The sequence below is a fragment of the Ancylobacter vacuolatus genome (assembly GCF_030813595.1).
Taxonomy (GTDB): Bacteria; Pseudomonadota; Alphaproteobacteria; order Rhizobiales; family Xanthobacteraceae; genus Ancylobacter; species Ancylobacter vacuolatus.
On sequence record NZ_JAUSUH010000007.1, the window covers coordinates 121,931 to 137,509 of the forward strand.

The window sequence follows — 15,579 nt, forward strand, 5'->3', positions numbered from 1 at the left end:
GCCTTCAGCCGATTTCCAGATGTTTGTAGACCGTCGTGCGGGAAATGCCGAGCCGGCGCGCGGTCTGCTGGATGTTGCCGCCGGTTGCCGCAAAGGTCTCTCGGATCCGTCGGCATCGATCGCGGCTCAGCGCGTGAGGTGAACAATGCGCGCAGGTGGGGGCGCCATTGTCGCCGCCGTCCTCACAGGATAGCGGCGTGAGCCCCTCGCCGTCGCCGTCGGTCTCGATCGCCGCGCGGCGGAGCCAGAACTGAAGCTCGCGTATGTTGCCCGGCCAGGACCGCTGGCGCAGACGCTCGATTCCTGCGTCGTCGATCGAGACTTTCGTCGCCTGCCGAGCCAGAAGATGGCGGACGATGGCAGGGAAATCGCCGCGCTCGCGCAGCGGCGGGATCTCAATGCAGAGCCCATTGAGCCGGTAATAGAGATCGGCCCGGAACTGGCGCGCGGCGACGGCGGCGGCGAGGTCCCGATTGGTGGCGGACACAATCTGCACATCAAGCGTCGCGATCTTGCCGCCGCCCAGCGCGCGAACCTCCATCGTGTCGAGGAAACGCAGCAGCGCGGTCTGCGCGGCGAGCGGGATGTCGCCCACCTCGTCGAGGAACAGCGTCCCCCGGTCGGCCAGACGGATGAGCCCCGGCGCGCCCTCGTTGCGCGCATTGGTGAAGGCGCCGCGGTCATGGCCGAACAGTTCGGCGATGAACAGCGATTCCGGCACGGCACCGCAATTAATGGGAACGAACGCGCCGCTTCGGCCGCTGAGCGCGTGGACATGGCGGGCCATCAGTTCCTTGCCGGTGCCGGTCTCGCCATGGATATGAACGGCCAGCCGCTCGCGTGTGGCGGCCGCCAGACCGCGCATCCGCCGCAGCAGAAGCGCATCCTCGCAGACGAAGGCGTCGGGCGATGCGGCAGGGGATACGGGTGTCCGCATCGGCAGGCGAGGCGCCGACGCCGGCGGGCTGACTCGCAGGGGCGGCGCGGCAAAGCGCCGGCACGCGACGTAAAGCAGGCTGCCGGCGCGGTCGCGGACCCGGGCGATGCCCGCGCGGCGCAACTCATCGACCACGACGCCCAAATCGGGCTCGAACAGGGCGTCGAAGGCGCCCCCGGCCGTGGTGTCCAACCCGGCCAGCAGACCCCGTGCCGCACGGTTGATCGATACCAGTTCGCCGTCCGGCGACAGCGCCACGAGGCCGGCCGACAGCGTGTCGAGATATTCGGCCCGCGGATGCAGGGCGAGCAGCAGCACATCCGGCCGGCCATTGACGATCAGCCCGTTCTCGACCGCTGCCGCCGCCATCCGGACCAGCGCGTGGGTGTGCTGCTGGCGTGCTTCATTGGAACTCGACGCATCGAGCAGCCCCACGAGCCGGTCCGCCGGATCGAAGATCGGCACGGCCGCGCAGCTGAGATGGCCGTGACAGGCGAAGAAATGCTCACGCCCATTGATGGAGACCGGTGCCCGCTCCACGAGCGCGAGACCGAGCGCATTGGTGCCGCGCCCGCCCTCCAGCCACACGCTGCCCGGCACAATGGAGCGCCCGGCCTCGCTGTCGGCGAAAGACGGGTCGCTCAACGCATCCAGTACCACGCCGCCGGCATCGGCAAACGCGATCATGAAATTCGAGCCGGCTATCTGTTCATAGAGAAGCTGCATCTGCGCCAAGGCGAGACGGCGCAGCAGCGCCTGCTCCTCGCGCCGGGCGCGCACCTCGGCAAAGGCGATGACCGCCTCTTCCGGCCGCCGCATTGGGTCGAGCCCGCCGGCGAGGCAGCGCTCCCAGCTGCGGGCGATCTCCGGCGAAAGCACGCCGCCGGGCACGCGCACGCCTGCCTCCCGCGCGACGCGAGCCTGGATGTCGGGGGAGCTTGGGGCGCAGGATGGGGGCGGCATCGGCGCTATCCTCATCTGTTCTTGCCGTTTGCGGCAGGGTCGGCGCAAAACAGAGCGAAGGCAATATCCAGAAACTGGACACTGTATGAGTGCCCCTGTTCAGGCTATGAACGCGCAAAAGCCTTCGCACGTGCAGTAAAGCCTTGAGCACATGAACAAATAACTCGTGGCACATTTGCTGCGATGGGTCCTCCGACGGCGACGCCATGCGGTGCCGAAAAAGGGAGGACGCCATGAAGGCGCAGGTGCTGAAAAACTACGACACGAGTCTCTCCGGCGACATCTGGGTGGCGGAAGAGAACGTGCCCGACCCCAAGATCGTGAAATCTACCGATGTCATCGTCCGCATCGGCGGCGCCGGCGTCTGCCGTACTGATCTTCACATCATCGAGGGGGTATGGAAGCCGCATATGGATCCTACCGGCGACCAGCTTCTGCCGCTCATCATGGGCCATGAGAATGCCGGCTGGATCGAGGAGGTCGGCAAGGAGGTCGAGGGCCTGAAGAAGGGCGATCCGGTAATCGTCCACCCGAAGATCACCGGCGGCACCTGCCTCGCCTGCCGTCGCGGCTTCGACATGCATGGGCCGGGCAGCTTTCCCGGCCTCGACTGCAATGGCGGCTACGCCGAATTCATCTGCACGTCGGAGCGCAACATCGTCCCGCTGCCGCGCTCACTTACGCCGAAGGAAGTGGCGCCCTACGCCGATGCGGGACTTACCGCCTATCGCGCGGTGAAGAAGGCCACAAGGCACCTGCTGCCCGGTCAGAGCTGCGTCGTCATCGGTGCTGGCGGCCTGGGTCATATCGGCATCCAGTGCCTCAAGGCCATGTGCGCCGCCGATGTGATCGTCGTCGACAAATCGGATGCCTCGCTGGCGCTGGCGACCAAGAGCGGCGCCGACCAGATCGTGAAGGCCGACGGCAACGAGGTCGAGGCCGTGCTGGCGCTGACCGGCGGCGCCGGCGCGGAGGCGGTGATCGACTTCGTCGGCGAGAAAGGCACCACCGCCAAGGGGTTGGCCATGACCCGCCCCATGGGTAGCTACTATATTGTCGGCTATGGCGAGGACATCAAGATCCCGGCGGTCGACCTCATCATCTCCGAACGCAACATCATCGGCAATCTGGTCGGCACCTGGGCCGAACTGACCGAGCTGATGGCGCTGGCCGATCGCGGGCTGGTTGAACTGGCGACGGCGGAATACCGGCTCGCCGACGCCAACCAGGCGCTGCATGACCTCAATGCCGGCAAGATCCATGGCCGGGCGGTGCTGGTGCCCTGACACGACGCGGTCAGGCATCATGTATTCCAGAGCATAGAACGGTGCAGCGCAACATAGCCGTCGAGTACGTAAGCAACGATTACTATTACTTCGGCGCTGCACCATTTTCGCAAAATGAAACAGTTTCTGTCGCGCGATTCGCAAAACAATTCACTGCCGTGATGTGAAACGTGCTCTGCCTGCGTCAAGTCGTTGAAACACCTACTGCGACGACTTGGCACGGTGCTTGCTACATTACTATTAGAACAATGCTGACCTGCCTCACGGGGCAGGCCACAAAAAGAACGAAGGGGAGAAGTCCGGGGAAGCTGCCGGCACGGCGATGAGCCGAGCCGGCGGGTCACGAGACGGTAAGGTCAGGACCGCCGTCCCGCACCCGTTACGCCAACAGCCGCATCCGGTGCCTTGTACCTTTGCCCAGACCTTCGACGCTCGCCGCATGTGCGACGGGCGAAGGGTTGCTCATGTCTGAAGCCCGGCCGGTCGGACAGCAAGCGCTGTGCCGCGCCCGGCGGGAGGAAATTGACCGTGGACTCCGCTCCAAGAGCAGGATGGCAAAAATGACAAGTACACTGACCCTTAACAAGATCACCGCGCAGAAGGGAATCTCCGTCGCGGATGCCGCGAAGAAGATCGCCGATCTCGGGTGGAACCCCTCCTATGTGCAGGAGGCGATGACCTTCCCGACGGACTACAAGATCACCAAGGCGCCGAAAGATCCGATGAAGCAGGTGCTTCGGTCCTACTTCCCGATGCAGGAAGAAAAGGACAACCGGGTCTATGGCGCGCTCGACGCGGCCCTGCGCGGCGACATGTTCCGCAATGTCGAGCCGCGCTGGGTGGAATGGATGAAGCTGTTCCTGGCCATCATCCCCTTCCCGGAAATCTCGGCGGCCCGCTCCATGGCCATGGTCGGCCGCCTGGCGCCCGGCGAGGATCTTCGTACCGGCTTCACCATGCAGATGGTCGACGAATTCCGCCACTCGACGATCCAGATGAACCTGAAGAAGTGGTACATGGAGAACTATATCGACCCGGCCGGGTTCGATATTACCGAGGAAGCCTTCGGCAAGTGCTACGCCACCACGATCGGCCGCCAGTTCGGTGAAGGTTTCATCACCGGCGACGCCATCACCTCCGCCAATGTCTACTTGACCGTCGTGGCCGAAACCGCGTTCACCAACACGCTGTTCGTCGCCATGCCCTCCGAAGCCGCCCGCAATGGCGACTACGCCCTGCCGACCGTGTTCCTGTCGGTCCAGTCGGACGAGAGCCGGCATGTCGGCAACGGCCACTCCATGCTGATGTCGATGCTGAAGGAGCCGGAGAACCACCTGCTGCTGGAACGCGACATGCGCTACGCCTTCTGGCAGAACCACGCGATCGTCGACGCCGCCATCGGCACCTTCATCGAATACGGCACCACCAACCGCGACAAGAACAAGGAATCCTACGCGGAGATGTGGCATCGCTGGATCTTCGAGGATTATTACCGCACCTACATGCTGCCGCTGGAGAAGTACGGCATCAAGATCCACCACGACGATGTTCAGACCGCGTGGAAGCGCATTACCGAAAAGAACTATGTGCACAAGATCGCGCAGTTCTTCTCGGTCGGCTGGCCGGTGAATTTCTGGCGTATCGAGGCTCAGACCGACAAGGACTTCGAGTGGTTCGAGCACAAGTACCCGGGTTGGTATGCGCAGTTCGGCGAATACTGGAAGTGGTACGCCAAGCTGTCGCATCGCGGTCAGACCAACATGCTGTTCAACGCCGACACCGGCTATGTCTATCCGCACCGGTGCTGGAGCTCGATGGTGCCCTGCGTGGTGCGCGAGGACATCGTCACCGACATGATCGACGGCAAGCTGCACACCTTCGCCCATGAGCTCGACCGCTGGACCGCGGTGGAAGCCTTCGCCAGCGAGTATCAGGGCCGTCCCACCCCGGCGATGGGTCGCTTCAGCGGCCGGCGCGAATGGGAGAGCTGCTACCACGACTGGGACCTGGCGGACGCCATCCAGGATCTCGGCTTCGTGCGCACCGACGGCAAGACCCTCGTGCCGCAGCCGCATCTGCGCTTCGAGGAGAAGGAGATGTGGACGCTTGACGATGTGCGCGGGCACACCATCAAGAGCCCGCTGATCACGCTGCGGGAGATGAGCCCCGAGCAGCGCGAGACGCACCTCGCCGCCTACCGTGCCGGCTTCACCATCAATCCCTGCAACTGAACGTCGTGCGGGACCGGCCTTGCCGGTCCCGCATCGACCAAGGTGCTCCAGAACCTAACGGGGAGGTCGCACGATGGGCGACGTCTATACCGTCCGCTTGAATCCGGTCGGCGTCGAATTCGAGGTCGAAGAGGGTGAAACGGTCCTCGACGCAGCCTTCCGGCAAGGCATCGCCCTGCCGCATGGTTGCAAGGAAGGCCGGTGCGCGGCCTGCAAATGCGTGTTGAACGAGGGCGAGGTCGAGCTCAAGCCCTACTCCACCTTCGCACTGAACGAGATGGAGCGGGACCAGAACCACATCCTGCTGTGCCGGACCCTGGCCTATTCGGACATCGAGGTCGACCTTCTCAACTTCGACGAAGAAATCCTCTCGAAATCGATACCCGTGCGGAGCTTCAACGCAAAAGTGGCGCGGGTGGTCGAACTGACCCACGACATAAGGCGCCTGGAGATCGTGCTCGATCAGCCTCTCAAATTCTGGGCGGGCCAATATGTCGACATCACGCTCCCGGGGCCAGAGGCGATTACGCGCTCGTTTTCCATGGCAAATACGCCGGTCGAGGGCAAAGAACTCGCCTTCATCATCAAGAAATACCCCAACGGCAAATTCTCCTCCTGCCTCGACGGAGGGCTCCGCCCCGGAACCGAGATCTCCCTGCGCGGCCCCTTCGGCACCTGCTTCCGACGGGAAGACAAGGGAGGAGCCCTGATCCTGGTCGGTGGCGGCTCCGGCATGTCGCCGCTGTGGTCCATCCTGCACGACCATCTAGAAAGTGGAGAGGATCGAGAGATCCACTTCTTCTACGGTGCCCGCACCGCCAAGGATCTGTTCTATCTCGACGACTTTGCCCGGCTGGCGGCGGAAAACCCCCGCTTCCACTTCATCCCCGCGCTTTCGGGCGCGAGCGAGGAAGACGGCTGGACCGGCGAGCGCGGCTTCATCCATGAAGTGCTGAACGCCCATCTGCGCCGGCTGGATTTCGGCGAGGACGTCGACGTCTATGCCTGCGGCCCGGAGCCGATGATCGAGGCCCTCGTGCCCATCTTGCAGATGAACGACGTGCCGACCGAGCGGATCTTCTTCGACAAGTTCACGCCGGCCTCAAGCACCGCCGAGCAGCTGGCGCACGCCTGAGCGCCACCACCATAAGCCTTCGCCAGACAAATATAATTTGGGAGAAACACCATGACAGCCACGCAAACGGCGCCGGTCAAGTCGGGGGCGGCCGGATCGGCCGTCTTCGCCGATTCCGACAGCCGGAAGTACCGCTACTTCGAACCGCGCGGCAAGCGCGCGACCCATTACGAGGACGTCACCGTCGACGTCCAGCCCGATCCCGAGCGCTATCTGCTACAGGACTGGATCATCTCGTTCCCGAACGGACGCGGCGCCTACTCCAAGGACAACACCGCCGCGCTCAGCTCGAACTGGCACCTGTTCCGCGCGCCGGACCAGGAGTGGGAGCGCACCCACTACCAGCGCCAGTCCAAGATCGAGGCGATGGTGCAGGCCGTCATCGCCAATGGCCGCAAGTCGGGCGCGCCGCTGCACTTCGACAAGGCGTGGGTCCGGGTGCTGCAGAACCATCTTGGCGCGTGGAAGCACGCCGAATTCGGCCTCGGCACGTCGCTGATGCAGGCGCAGCGCTACGGCTATACCCAAATGATCAACAATGCGACGCTGACCAACTCGTCGTACAAGCTGCGCCTCGCCCAGGACATCACGCTGTATCTTGCCGAAATTGGCATGGACATCGGCAATTTCGACGACGAGGCGGGCAAGCGCACCTGGCTTGAAGACGGCATCTGGCAGGGCACGCGCGAGGCGGTCGAGTCCATCATGGGCTCGGAGGATTATCTCGAGCAGTACTTCGCCATCAACATCGTCTTCGAGCCGATGGTGGGCGAACTGTTCCGTTCGGGCTTCCTCATGCAGGTGGCTTCCCCGAATGGCGACTTCATCACCCCGCCGGTGATCTCGGCGGCGGAGGCGGATTACGAGCGCAACCTCGCCAATGCGATCGATCTGTTCCACCTGCTGGCGCATGATCCCGAGCACGGCGCGCACAATAAGCGCCTGTTCCAGGCCTGGCTGCACAAGCATGTCGCCCTGGCCAACAAGGCGGCGGCGGGCCTGCAGCCGATCTGGTCGCAGCCGCACTCCAAGCCTGTCCAGTATTCCGACGCACGCGCGCAGTCGGTCGAGCGCATCGGGAAGATCCTGGGCGAGCTCGGCCTCGACCTTCCCAAGGAGTGACGCCCATGTCCACCATGTCTCGCTCGGCCACCAATCAGAACATCTTCCAGAAGATGGGCGATCTCGTCTTCGATCAGACGATCTCGCACCAGTGCGGCGTCACCATGAATGATAGCGTCGAGGCGCGTGCCATCGCCGAGTTCATGGGCCAGAAGCCGAATGTCACCATCACCTACCAGCCGGCGCTGATCCGCATCGATGGCGAAGGCAAGCTCATCTTCAAGATGGACGAGATCAGCGAAATCCTCGGCAAGGAAATGAATGCCGAGATATTCGAGGTCAACACGTCCACGCACTACGGGCGCATGATCCGCGTCGACGATAACACCGTGACGCTGTTCGGCGACATGGACGAAATCCGCCAATACATCGAGTGAGTTCCGCACACCGCCCCGGGGAAGGCTGCCTTGCCCGGGGCGGCACGCCTGCCGCCATCAAAAGCGACGCCACGCGCTTACAGAATTCGTCAAAATGGGGAGAGGGTTCATGTTCAGGACGCCGGACGGTGAAGAGATCTTCATCATCGATGGTCACACGCATTTCTGGGACGGCAGCCCGGAAAACCAGGCCAACATCCATGGCAAGCAGTTCATCGACTGTTTCTACGCCTACCACACCGCCCTGAGCCCCAAGGATCAGCTGTGGAGCAAGGAGCAGTTCGAAAAATACAGCGCCGACAAGATGCACCATGATCTGTTCGTCGACGGTCCTGACGACATGGCGATCGTGCAGTCCACCTATCTCAGCGAGTTCTACAAGAACGGCTTCAACACCATCGAGCGCAATCTCGACATGGCGAAGGCCTACCCGGACCGCTACATCGTCAACGGCGCCTTCGACCCGCGCGATGGCGAAAAGGCGATCGAATACATCCACTTCATGAAGGAAAACTACAATATCAAGGGCGTAAAGCTCTACACGGCGGAGTGGAAGGGTGACTCACGGGGCTGGAAGCTCACCGACCCCAGCGCCTATCGCTGCCTGGAGCTGTGCCAGAAGCTCGGCATCACCAATGTCCATGTCCACAAGGGACCGACCATCATCCCGCTCGACAAGGATGCGTTCGACGTCCACGACGTCGACCATGCGGCGACCGATTTCCAGGGCTTGAACTTCATCATCGAGCATTGCGGCCTGCCCCGGCTGGATGATTTCTGCTGGATCGCGGTGCAGGAGACCAATGTCTATGGCGGCCTCGCCGTGGCGCTGCCCTTCATCCATTCCCGCCCGCGCTACTTCGCCGAAGTCATCAGCGAACTGCTGTTCTGGGTCGGTGAGGACAAGATCCTGTTCGGCAGCGACTATGCGATCTGGACGCCGCGCTGGCTGGTGGAGAAGTTCTGGAACTTCGAGATTCCGGAAGACATCAAGCAGGAGCATGGCGTCGACCTCACTCGCGAGGCCAAGCGCAAGATCCTCGGCCTCAACGCCGCCCGGCTCTACAATGTCGATGTCGAGGCGCAGAAGGCGAGGCTGAAGGATGCCTCGCTGGCGGTCGCGGCGGAGTAGGCCGATGCGCCGCCCCGCCAGCACGCAGATCGGCGGCGATGCGCGCATCGCCGCCGTGTGGAACCAGCTCGCTGGCGTCATGGACCCGGAGCTGGACGAGTCGATCGTCGATCTCGGCTTCGTCGAAGACATTGCGATCGGCGCCGATGGTCGCGTGGACGTCGCCTTTCGCCTGCCGACCTACTGGTGCTCGCCCAACTTCGCCTTCCTGATGGCGGACGATATCGGCCGGGCGGTGCGGGAGCTGCCCTGGGCGCGGGAGGTTCATCCCCGGCTCGAAGACCACATGTTCTCGCAGGAGGTCAATCGCGGCACCCATCTCGGCCTCTCCTTCGCCGAGACGTTCCGCGATCTGGAGGTCAGCGACACGCTGGAGAGCCTGCGCGAGACCTTCCTGCGCAAGGCGTTCCAGCGCCGGCAGGAAGCGGTCATTCTCGGCCTCAGGCGTGCCGGTTGGTCGGATGCGGCCCTCGTGACCACGGATCTCGCGACACTGGACCGCGCCGTCATCACCGATCCCGAGGGCCTGCGCCAGAAGCCGCGCTACCGCGAGATCCTGCTGGCACGCGGCCTTGCCGCCCGGCCGTCCGACCTCGCCTTCGTCACCCTCGACGGCGCGGCCATACCGGCCGACGGCCTGGCTCTGCACCTGCGCGGGCTGCGGGCGATCCGCATCAATATGGAAGCCAATGGCGCGCTGTGCCGGGGGCTTCTCGATGCCCGCTACGACGAGGGGCCACGCGCGGCGGCGGCCATGCCTTCCGGGCATGCCTGCGGCAGCGCCGGAGCGTCCATCGGCTGCTGCGGCAGCTGCGCCCTTCATGCCGGGGGTGCCGTACCGGCTGCGAGAGATGCCGGCACACCGCTCTCCCTGTGAACGGGGCGGCCACGCTCCGTTCCGACGTCGATCCGAACAACGACACAAAAGAACGAGGAAACAGCCATGGCAAAGATGATCCTGCATGACGGCGAGGCGCGCCGCGCGCTCGCCCGCGGCGTCGGCAAGCTGGCGGCGGCGGTTGAATCGACGCTCGGTCCCAAGGGCATGAACGCCATGGTCGACCGGCCGATCGGCACCCCCATCGTCTCGCGCGACGGCGTCACCATCGCCTCCGAGATCGAGCTGCCCGACCGCTTCGAGAATATGGGCGCGCAGGTGGTGCGCGAGGTCTCGATGCAGACCAACGAGGTCGCCGGCGACGGCACGACCACCGCCATGGTGCTGGCCAATGGCCTCATCCAGAACGGCGTCGCGGCGCTGGAGCGGGGCGCCAAGCCCGTCGACCTGTGCCGGGGCATCGATACGGCGGTCGATCTTGTGGTGGAAACGCTGAAGGGCCGCGCCCGCCCGGCTTCCGAGCGCTCGATGCTGGAAGCGGTGGCGACCATCGCCGCCACCAATCCGCATCTCGGGCATCTCGTGGCCGAGGCGCTGCACCGGGTCGGCCTCGACGGCATCGTCTCCTCCGACTATGGCCTCACCATCGAGACAACGCTCGACGTGGTGGAAGGCATGTCCTTCGATCGCGGCTACATCTCCCACCACATGGTGACCGACGTCGAGAAGATGGAGGTGGTGCTGCACGAGCCCTACATCCTGCTGACCGACCTCAAGATCCGTGCCCCGCAGGAAATCGCCGGCCTCCGGCAGGCGGTGGCGCAGACCGGGCGCACGCTGGTCATCATCGCCGAGGAAATCGCCCCGGAAGTGGTCGTCACCCTGCTGGGGGACGGCAATCGCGGCAAGGTGCTGGTGGTCAACCCGCCCGATTACGGCCATTGGCGCAAGGCGATGATGGACGATCTCGCCATCATCACCGGCGGCAAGGTCATCGCCCGCGATCTCGGCGGACGACTGGAGGACGTCACCCTCGACGATCTCGGCACCGCCCATCAGGTGCGCGCCAGCGCCCGCGAGACCGTCATCATTCGCGGCGGTGGAGACGCCGAGGCGATCGCCGCCCGCCGGGCGCAGGTGACCCGCCAGCACGAACTCGCCCCGCCCAATATCGAGCAGGACAAGCTGAAGGAGCGCCTCGCCAAGCTCTCCGGTGGCACGGCGGTCATCTATGCCGGCGGCGTGACGCCGGTCGAGCAGAAGCGTACTCTCCAGCTCATCGACGACGCGCTGAGCGCCACCCGCGCGGCGGCGGAAGAGGGCATCGTCGCCGGCGGCGGCACGGCGCTGCTGCAATGCGCACCCATCGTCGCCTCCCGGCTCGGCAATCTCAATGGCGATGTCGGCGAAGGCATCCGCCTGGTGCGCGAGACGCTGGCCCGCCCGGCGGCCTTCATCGCCCGCAATGCCGGCTACGACCCCGAGGCCATCGTCGAGAAGCTGATGGCGGCGGCCGAGGGCGTCGGCTTCGATGCCGCCACCGGCGAGATGACGGACATGATCTCGGCCGGCATCGTCGATCCGGTGCGCGTCACCTACACGGCGCTGCGCAACGCCGCCTCGGTCGCCACGCTGGTGCTTACCACCAACACGCTGATTGCCGACATCACCGATTATGTCGACCCCACCGCCGGTCCCGCGCTCGGCGGCGGTGCTGAAAAGCTCGGCCGCGCATGATCATGGCATCCCGCCGGCGACTCCCGCCCGGCCGGCGGGCCGCCCCCCGGAAGGGTCCGGGAATTTCACGCCTCGACACCGCGCCGGCCCCGCTCTGGCCACGGCCGGTGGCATCGACATTGAAGGGAACGACCATGCGTGAATTTATCGCCGGGTTCGTCGGCAGCATCGTACGCCCGTTTTTCAGTGCCGTCCGTGCCGGAGCGCTCAACCGCAGGGGCACCCGTCCGCCGGGAGACCTGGTTGAGTGACGCTTGATTGGAAGCGTGGTAAAAACGATGCAATGACGCGAAGCAGATGCCGCACGCCAAGAATTCGGGCATCTGATATTTGCTAAAAATAATGGGAGGGGTCGTTGGTGTATATCATCACCAAGAAGGATGGTCCTCGAAAAGAGGATGTGTCCGCCAAGCAGATGATCCGAGAAAATTGGGGAACGATTGATCGTCTCGCCAATCAGATTTCGGGAGGCCGCTGGCAAGACATCAAGAAAGCCCGCGCCGCCAAGACATCCGTCGCCGAATACGATCGTAAGAGCTTCATCGGCTACGCCTCGGCGGAGCGGGGGGCGTCGGCACGACCCTATATCCGCATCAGCCTGAATAACCGTGTCGTTGTGGTCGATGAGGACACTAACCGGCAGCTCGTCTTCCTCGGCGAAATCCGGCACCGCCCGCATGGCCGGGTGTTCTGTCTCGCCACCCGTGCCAACGGCTTCTTCGATCCCGCGACGGACGAGGTGCTGGAGGCCTTGGCCGGGCTCGATGGATGCGTGCTCTCCGAGGACGAGATCGACGAACCGTTCAAGCAGGAGCTCGCCGCCCGTCTCGGCTTCGCCCCGGCACGGGACATCTGATCGAGCGCCTCCGACAGAAGCTGCGGCCCGCCTTGTGTGGAGGGGGGCCAGTGCGTGGGCTACGGGACACTGCAATGCAGACGGAAGCGCATATGACAAAGCCGCCCGTTGAGCGCCGTTCGACCGCACTCCCCTCTCTAGTCGAAGAGGGTGGGGATGGTGCCGAGCACTCTGCGGATGGCGCCTCCTACGACGCATCGGCGACGATGAAGGCCTGGGAGAGTTTCCTGGATCAGAACCGGCCGATCGGGCCCGGCGGGCTGGTGCGTAGCGTCATCGAGCGCTCCTGGCAGCGCAGCGCCGTCTCCGGCGTCAACCCGCGCGGTCGCGGCAGCGACCTCATCGTCTCCGCCGACGAGGTGGACGGCTTGCGCCGGCAGAATGGAGGCCTGGTCCAGGCGGCCGGCAAGACCTTCGAACGTCTTGCCGACATCCTCGGCGAGACTGCGACCATGGTCGTCGTCACCGACCAGCGCGGCGTCGTTATCGACACCGCCGGCGACCCCCATATTCTCGATGCTGCTCATGACATACGCTTGGAGATCGGTGCCAATTGGGGCGAGGCCGTCACCGGCACCAACGGCATCGGCACCGCGCTGGCGACGGGCAGGCCTGTCTATGTGCGCGCTGCCGAGCATTTCTGTGAGGGCGTGAAGTCCTGGACCTGCATCGGCGCGCCGATCCGCAATCCGCTCGATGGCAGCGTGATCGGCGTCGTCGACTTCTCCGGCCCGCAGGACATCTTCCGCCGCCACAACATCGCCCTCGGCATGATGGCGGCGAGCCACATAGAGCTGGCCCTCGCCGACCAGCTGCGGGTGGAGCGCATGCAGCTGCTCGAATTGTGCCTTGCGCGGCTGCAAAGCGGAGGGCGCGGCGATGGCTATGTCATTCTCGACCGCCGAGGCCGGGTGATCCACCACAGTGACATCGCCGCCGCGCGCTGGCGCCATGCCCATCCCGGCAGCGAGCTCCGGCTCGGTGAGCAGCTGATGGACTTCAAGGGCGACAACTGGCCGGACAACATCGCCAACATTTCCGGCATCGATAGCCAGCGACTGGAGCCGCTGATGCACGCCGGCGACTTTTCCGGCGCCGTGCTGCTGCTCGGGCCGAGCGGCCACCCCGCCCCGGCGGTCCGGACCGGCACCAGCCCGGCGCGCGTAGCGCTGAGGGCGGCGCGGGAGGCCATCATCGGCGAGAGTGCGGTGCTGATCGAAGCCGTTGAGCGGGCCGAGCGCGCCGCGCAGGGCCGCAGCGCCATCCTGCTGGAGGGCGAGACGGGGGTTGGCAAGGAGTTGTTCGCCAAGCTCATCCACGCGGCCGGGCTCAGCACGGGCAAGGAGCCCTTCGTCACTTTCAACTGCGGCGCGGTTTCCAAGGACCTGCTGGGCGGTGAGCTGTTCGGCCACGCCCCGGGCGCTTTCACCGGCGCCACCCGCGAGGGCCGCGCCGGACGCTTCGAGATCGCCGATGGCGGTGCGCTCAGCCTCGACGAGATCGGCGAGATGCCGCTTGAGCTCCAGCCTTATCTCCTGCGCATCCTTGAGGAGAATGCGGTCTACCGCATCGGCGAGGGGCGGCCTCGGCCGATCAATGTGCGGCTCATCGCTTCCACCAACCGTAACCTCAAGGTGGAGGCGGCGGAGGGGCGCTTCCGCAAGGACCTCTATTTCCGCATCGGCGCGGTCAAGATCACCATTCCTCCGCTGCGCAACCGCCATGGCGACATCCGCCTGCTGGTGCACCATTTCAACAGCCGTATGGCGGAAACCCAGGGCACCGAGCCGCTGCGCTTCCAGCCGGCGGTGATCGATCTGCTCGAGCGCTATGAGTGGCCCGGCAATGTCCGGGAGGTGCGCAACCTTGTCGAGTCGCTGTCGCTGATGGCGATCGACCGCACCGTGGGAATCGACGACCTGCCGGAAGACTTCATTGAGGACGTGCAGCACCTGCACGAGGCGGGCGGCGAGGCGGCCGAGGGGGCCGACGCCGGGGAGCCGATTGCCCGTATCGACGAGGCCGAGCGCCGGCTGATCGAGCGCACGCTGGTCGCCTCGGGCGGCAATACATCGGTTGCCGCCCATCGGCTGGGGATCTCGCGCAGCACGCTTTATCGAAAGCTCCAGCACTATCGCGCAAGGCTTTAGCCGCCGCGCGCCGGCACAGGCAACAAAGGGGCGAGGCTCAGATGACCGAACCGATGTATTCCCCCGGCCGCGTTCCCCCGGCCAGCGAGCTTGCCTCGACCATTCTCGACAAGGTCGAGCGCGACGTGGTCTTCATCCTGCGCATTCGGGGGGAGAGCCTTGATTTGCTTTCGCGGCACTTCCAGGGCTTCATCGAGCGCGCGCTCGGCGCGAACGGCGTCGATTATGGCGACCATCCGCTCCTGCGGCTGTTCGTCGAGTCGCATGGCCGCGAACTCACTGAGTTCGTGGTGAACGGCATGGCCCTGTCGCACCAGATCGACCTGAAGGCATTCGAGCGCTTCGGTGGGGATTCCACCCATCTTCTGCGGGCCGACATCTGGGACAGCCTGCGCAGCTATGTCGAGAGCGCCGAGCAGCATTTCATGTCCGGGCTCGGCGGCCTGCACGACATTCTGGCCGAAGTCGCCGCCCTCCGCCCGGGAACTGCGGGAGGCGCCCAATGACGGATACGCAGCACCTGCGCGCCCTGCTCGGAAAGCGGCTTGAGATGGTTCAGGAGATCGCCCGGCTGAATGCGCGCGAGTTGCAGAACCGGCAGATCGTCAGCGGCCTCGAACTGGAGGTGATGCTGTGCGAGCGCGACCTCTCGCAGGGGGAGGATGCACCCGCCACGGCGCAGCGCCTCGCCCAGGCCCGGGCGCAGTACGACGCGACGCAGGCCCGGCTCGCCGATGACGCGCGCGACCTCATGGAATGGCACGGGCAGCTCGACGCGCTGGACCGCGAGATCAGTAAACAGTGAGCCGAATGGC

General features: G+C 64.9%; 13 protein-coding genes. 12 read left to right on the forward strand and 1 reads right to left on the reverse strand.

Annotated features, from left to right (window positions below; genetic code table 11):
- Positions 1-4: 4 nt before the first annotated feature.
- Positions 5-1,717, reverse strand: coding sequence for a sigma-54-dependent Fis family transcriptional regulator (locus tag J2S76_RS15805; RefSeq protein WP_307061818.1), 1,713 nt, complete (start codon positions 1,715-1,717; stop codon positions 5-7).
- Positions 1,718-2,133: 416 nt separating this feature from the next.
- Between J2S76_RS15805 and J2S76_RS15810 the strand changes: the two genes are divergently transcribed.
- The 12 genes from J2S76_RS15810 to J2S76_RS15865 all read left to right on the forward strand — a co-directional run bounded on the left by J2S76_RS15810 (position 2,134) and on the right by J2S76_RS15865 (position 15,569).
- Positions 2,134-3,186 (forward strand): NAD(P)-dependent alcohol dehydrogenase, encoded by a 1,053-nt coding sequence (locus J2S76_RS15810; RefSeq protein WP_307061820.1) that lies wholly within the window; start codon positions 2,134-2,136, stop codon positions 3,184-3,186.
- A gap of 560 nt (positions 3,187-3,746) precedes the next feature.
- Complete coding sequence (locus J2S76_RS15815) at positions 3,747-5,417, forward strand: aromatic/alkene/methane monooxygenase hydroxylase/oxygenase subunit alpha (RefSeq protein ID WP_018391465.1); 1,671 nt, start codon at positions 3,747-3,749, stop codon at positions 5,415-5,417.
- A 73-nt stretch (positions 5,418-5,490) separates the two neighbouring features.
- On the forward strand, positions 5,491-6,552 hold the full coding sequence (locus tag J2S76_RS15820; RefSeq protein WP_307061823.1) for an NADH:ubiquinone reductase (Na(+)-transporting) subunit F: 1,062 nt from the start codon (positions 5,491-5,493) through the stop codon (positions 6,550-6,552).
- A gap of 51 nt (positions 6,553-6,603) precedes the next feature.
- On the forward strand, positions 6,604-7,674 hold the full coding sequence (locus J2S76_RS15825; RefSeq protein WP_307061824.1) for an aromatic/alkene monooxygenase hydroxylase subunit beta: 1,071 nt from the start codon (positions 6,604-6,606) through the stop codon (positions 7,672-7,674).
- Positions 7,675-7,679: 5 nt separating this feature from the next.
- Positions 7,680-8,051 carry an MmoB/DmpM family protein gene (locus tag J2S76_RS15830; RefSeq protein ID WP_018391468.1) on the forward strand — a complete coding sequence of 124 codons (372 nt, stop codon included), beginning with the start codon at positions 7,680-7,682 and terminating at the stop codon, positions 8,049-8,051.
- Positions 8,052-8,160: 109 nt separating this feature from the next.
- Positions 8,161-9,183, forward strand: a complete 1,023-nt coding sequence (locus J2S76_RS15835; protein ID WP_307061827.1) for an amidohydrolase family protein — start codon at positions 8,161-8,163, stop codon at positions 9,181-9,183.
- 4 nt (positions 9,184-9,187) lie between these two features.
- A complete protein-coding gene (locus tag J2S76_RS15840; RefSeq protein ID WP_307061829.1) occupies positions 9,188-10,060 on the forward strand; it encodes a metal-sulfur cluster assembly factor in 873 nt (290 codons plus the stop codon).
- A gap of 66 nt (positions 10,061-10,126) precedes the next feature.
- Entirely contained in the window at positions 10,127-11,758 is a 1,632-nt protein-coding gene (locus tag J2S76_RS15845) for a molecular chaperone GroEL (protein WP_307061831.1), read from the forward strand.
- 358 nt (positions 11,759-12,116) lie between these two features.
- Complete coding sequence (locus tag J2S76_RS15850; protein ID WP_307061833.1) at positions 12,117-12,614, forward strand: hypothetical protein; 498 nt, start codon at positions 12,117-12,119, stop codon at positions 12,612-12,614.
- Between the two features lie 92 nt (positions 12,615-12,706).
- The gene (locus J2S76_RS15855) at positions 12,707-14,764 is read left to right on the forward strand and encodes a sigma-54-dependent Fis family transcriptional regulator (protein WP_307061835.1); all 2,058 of its coding nucleotides are present in this window, start codon (positions 12,707-12,709) and stop codon (positions 14,762-14,764) included.
- Between the two features lie 41 nt (positions 14,765-14,805).
- A complete protein-coding gene (locus J2S76_RS15860) occupies positions 14,806-15,270 on the forward strand; it encodes a hypothetical protein (RefSeq protein WP_307061836.1) in 465 nt (154 codons plus the stop codon).
- Positions 15,267-15,569: a hypothetical protein gene (locus tag J2S76_RS15865; protein WP_307061838.1), complete on the forward strand. Its 303-nt coding sequence runs from the start codon at positions 15,267-15,269 to the stop codon at positions 15,567-15,569. The genes J2S76_RS15860 and J2S76_RS15865 overlap by 4 nt, the downstream gene beginning before the upstream one ends.
- Positions 15,570-15,579: the final 10 nt, after the last annotated feature.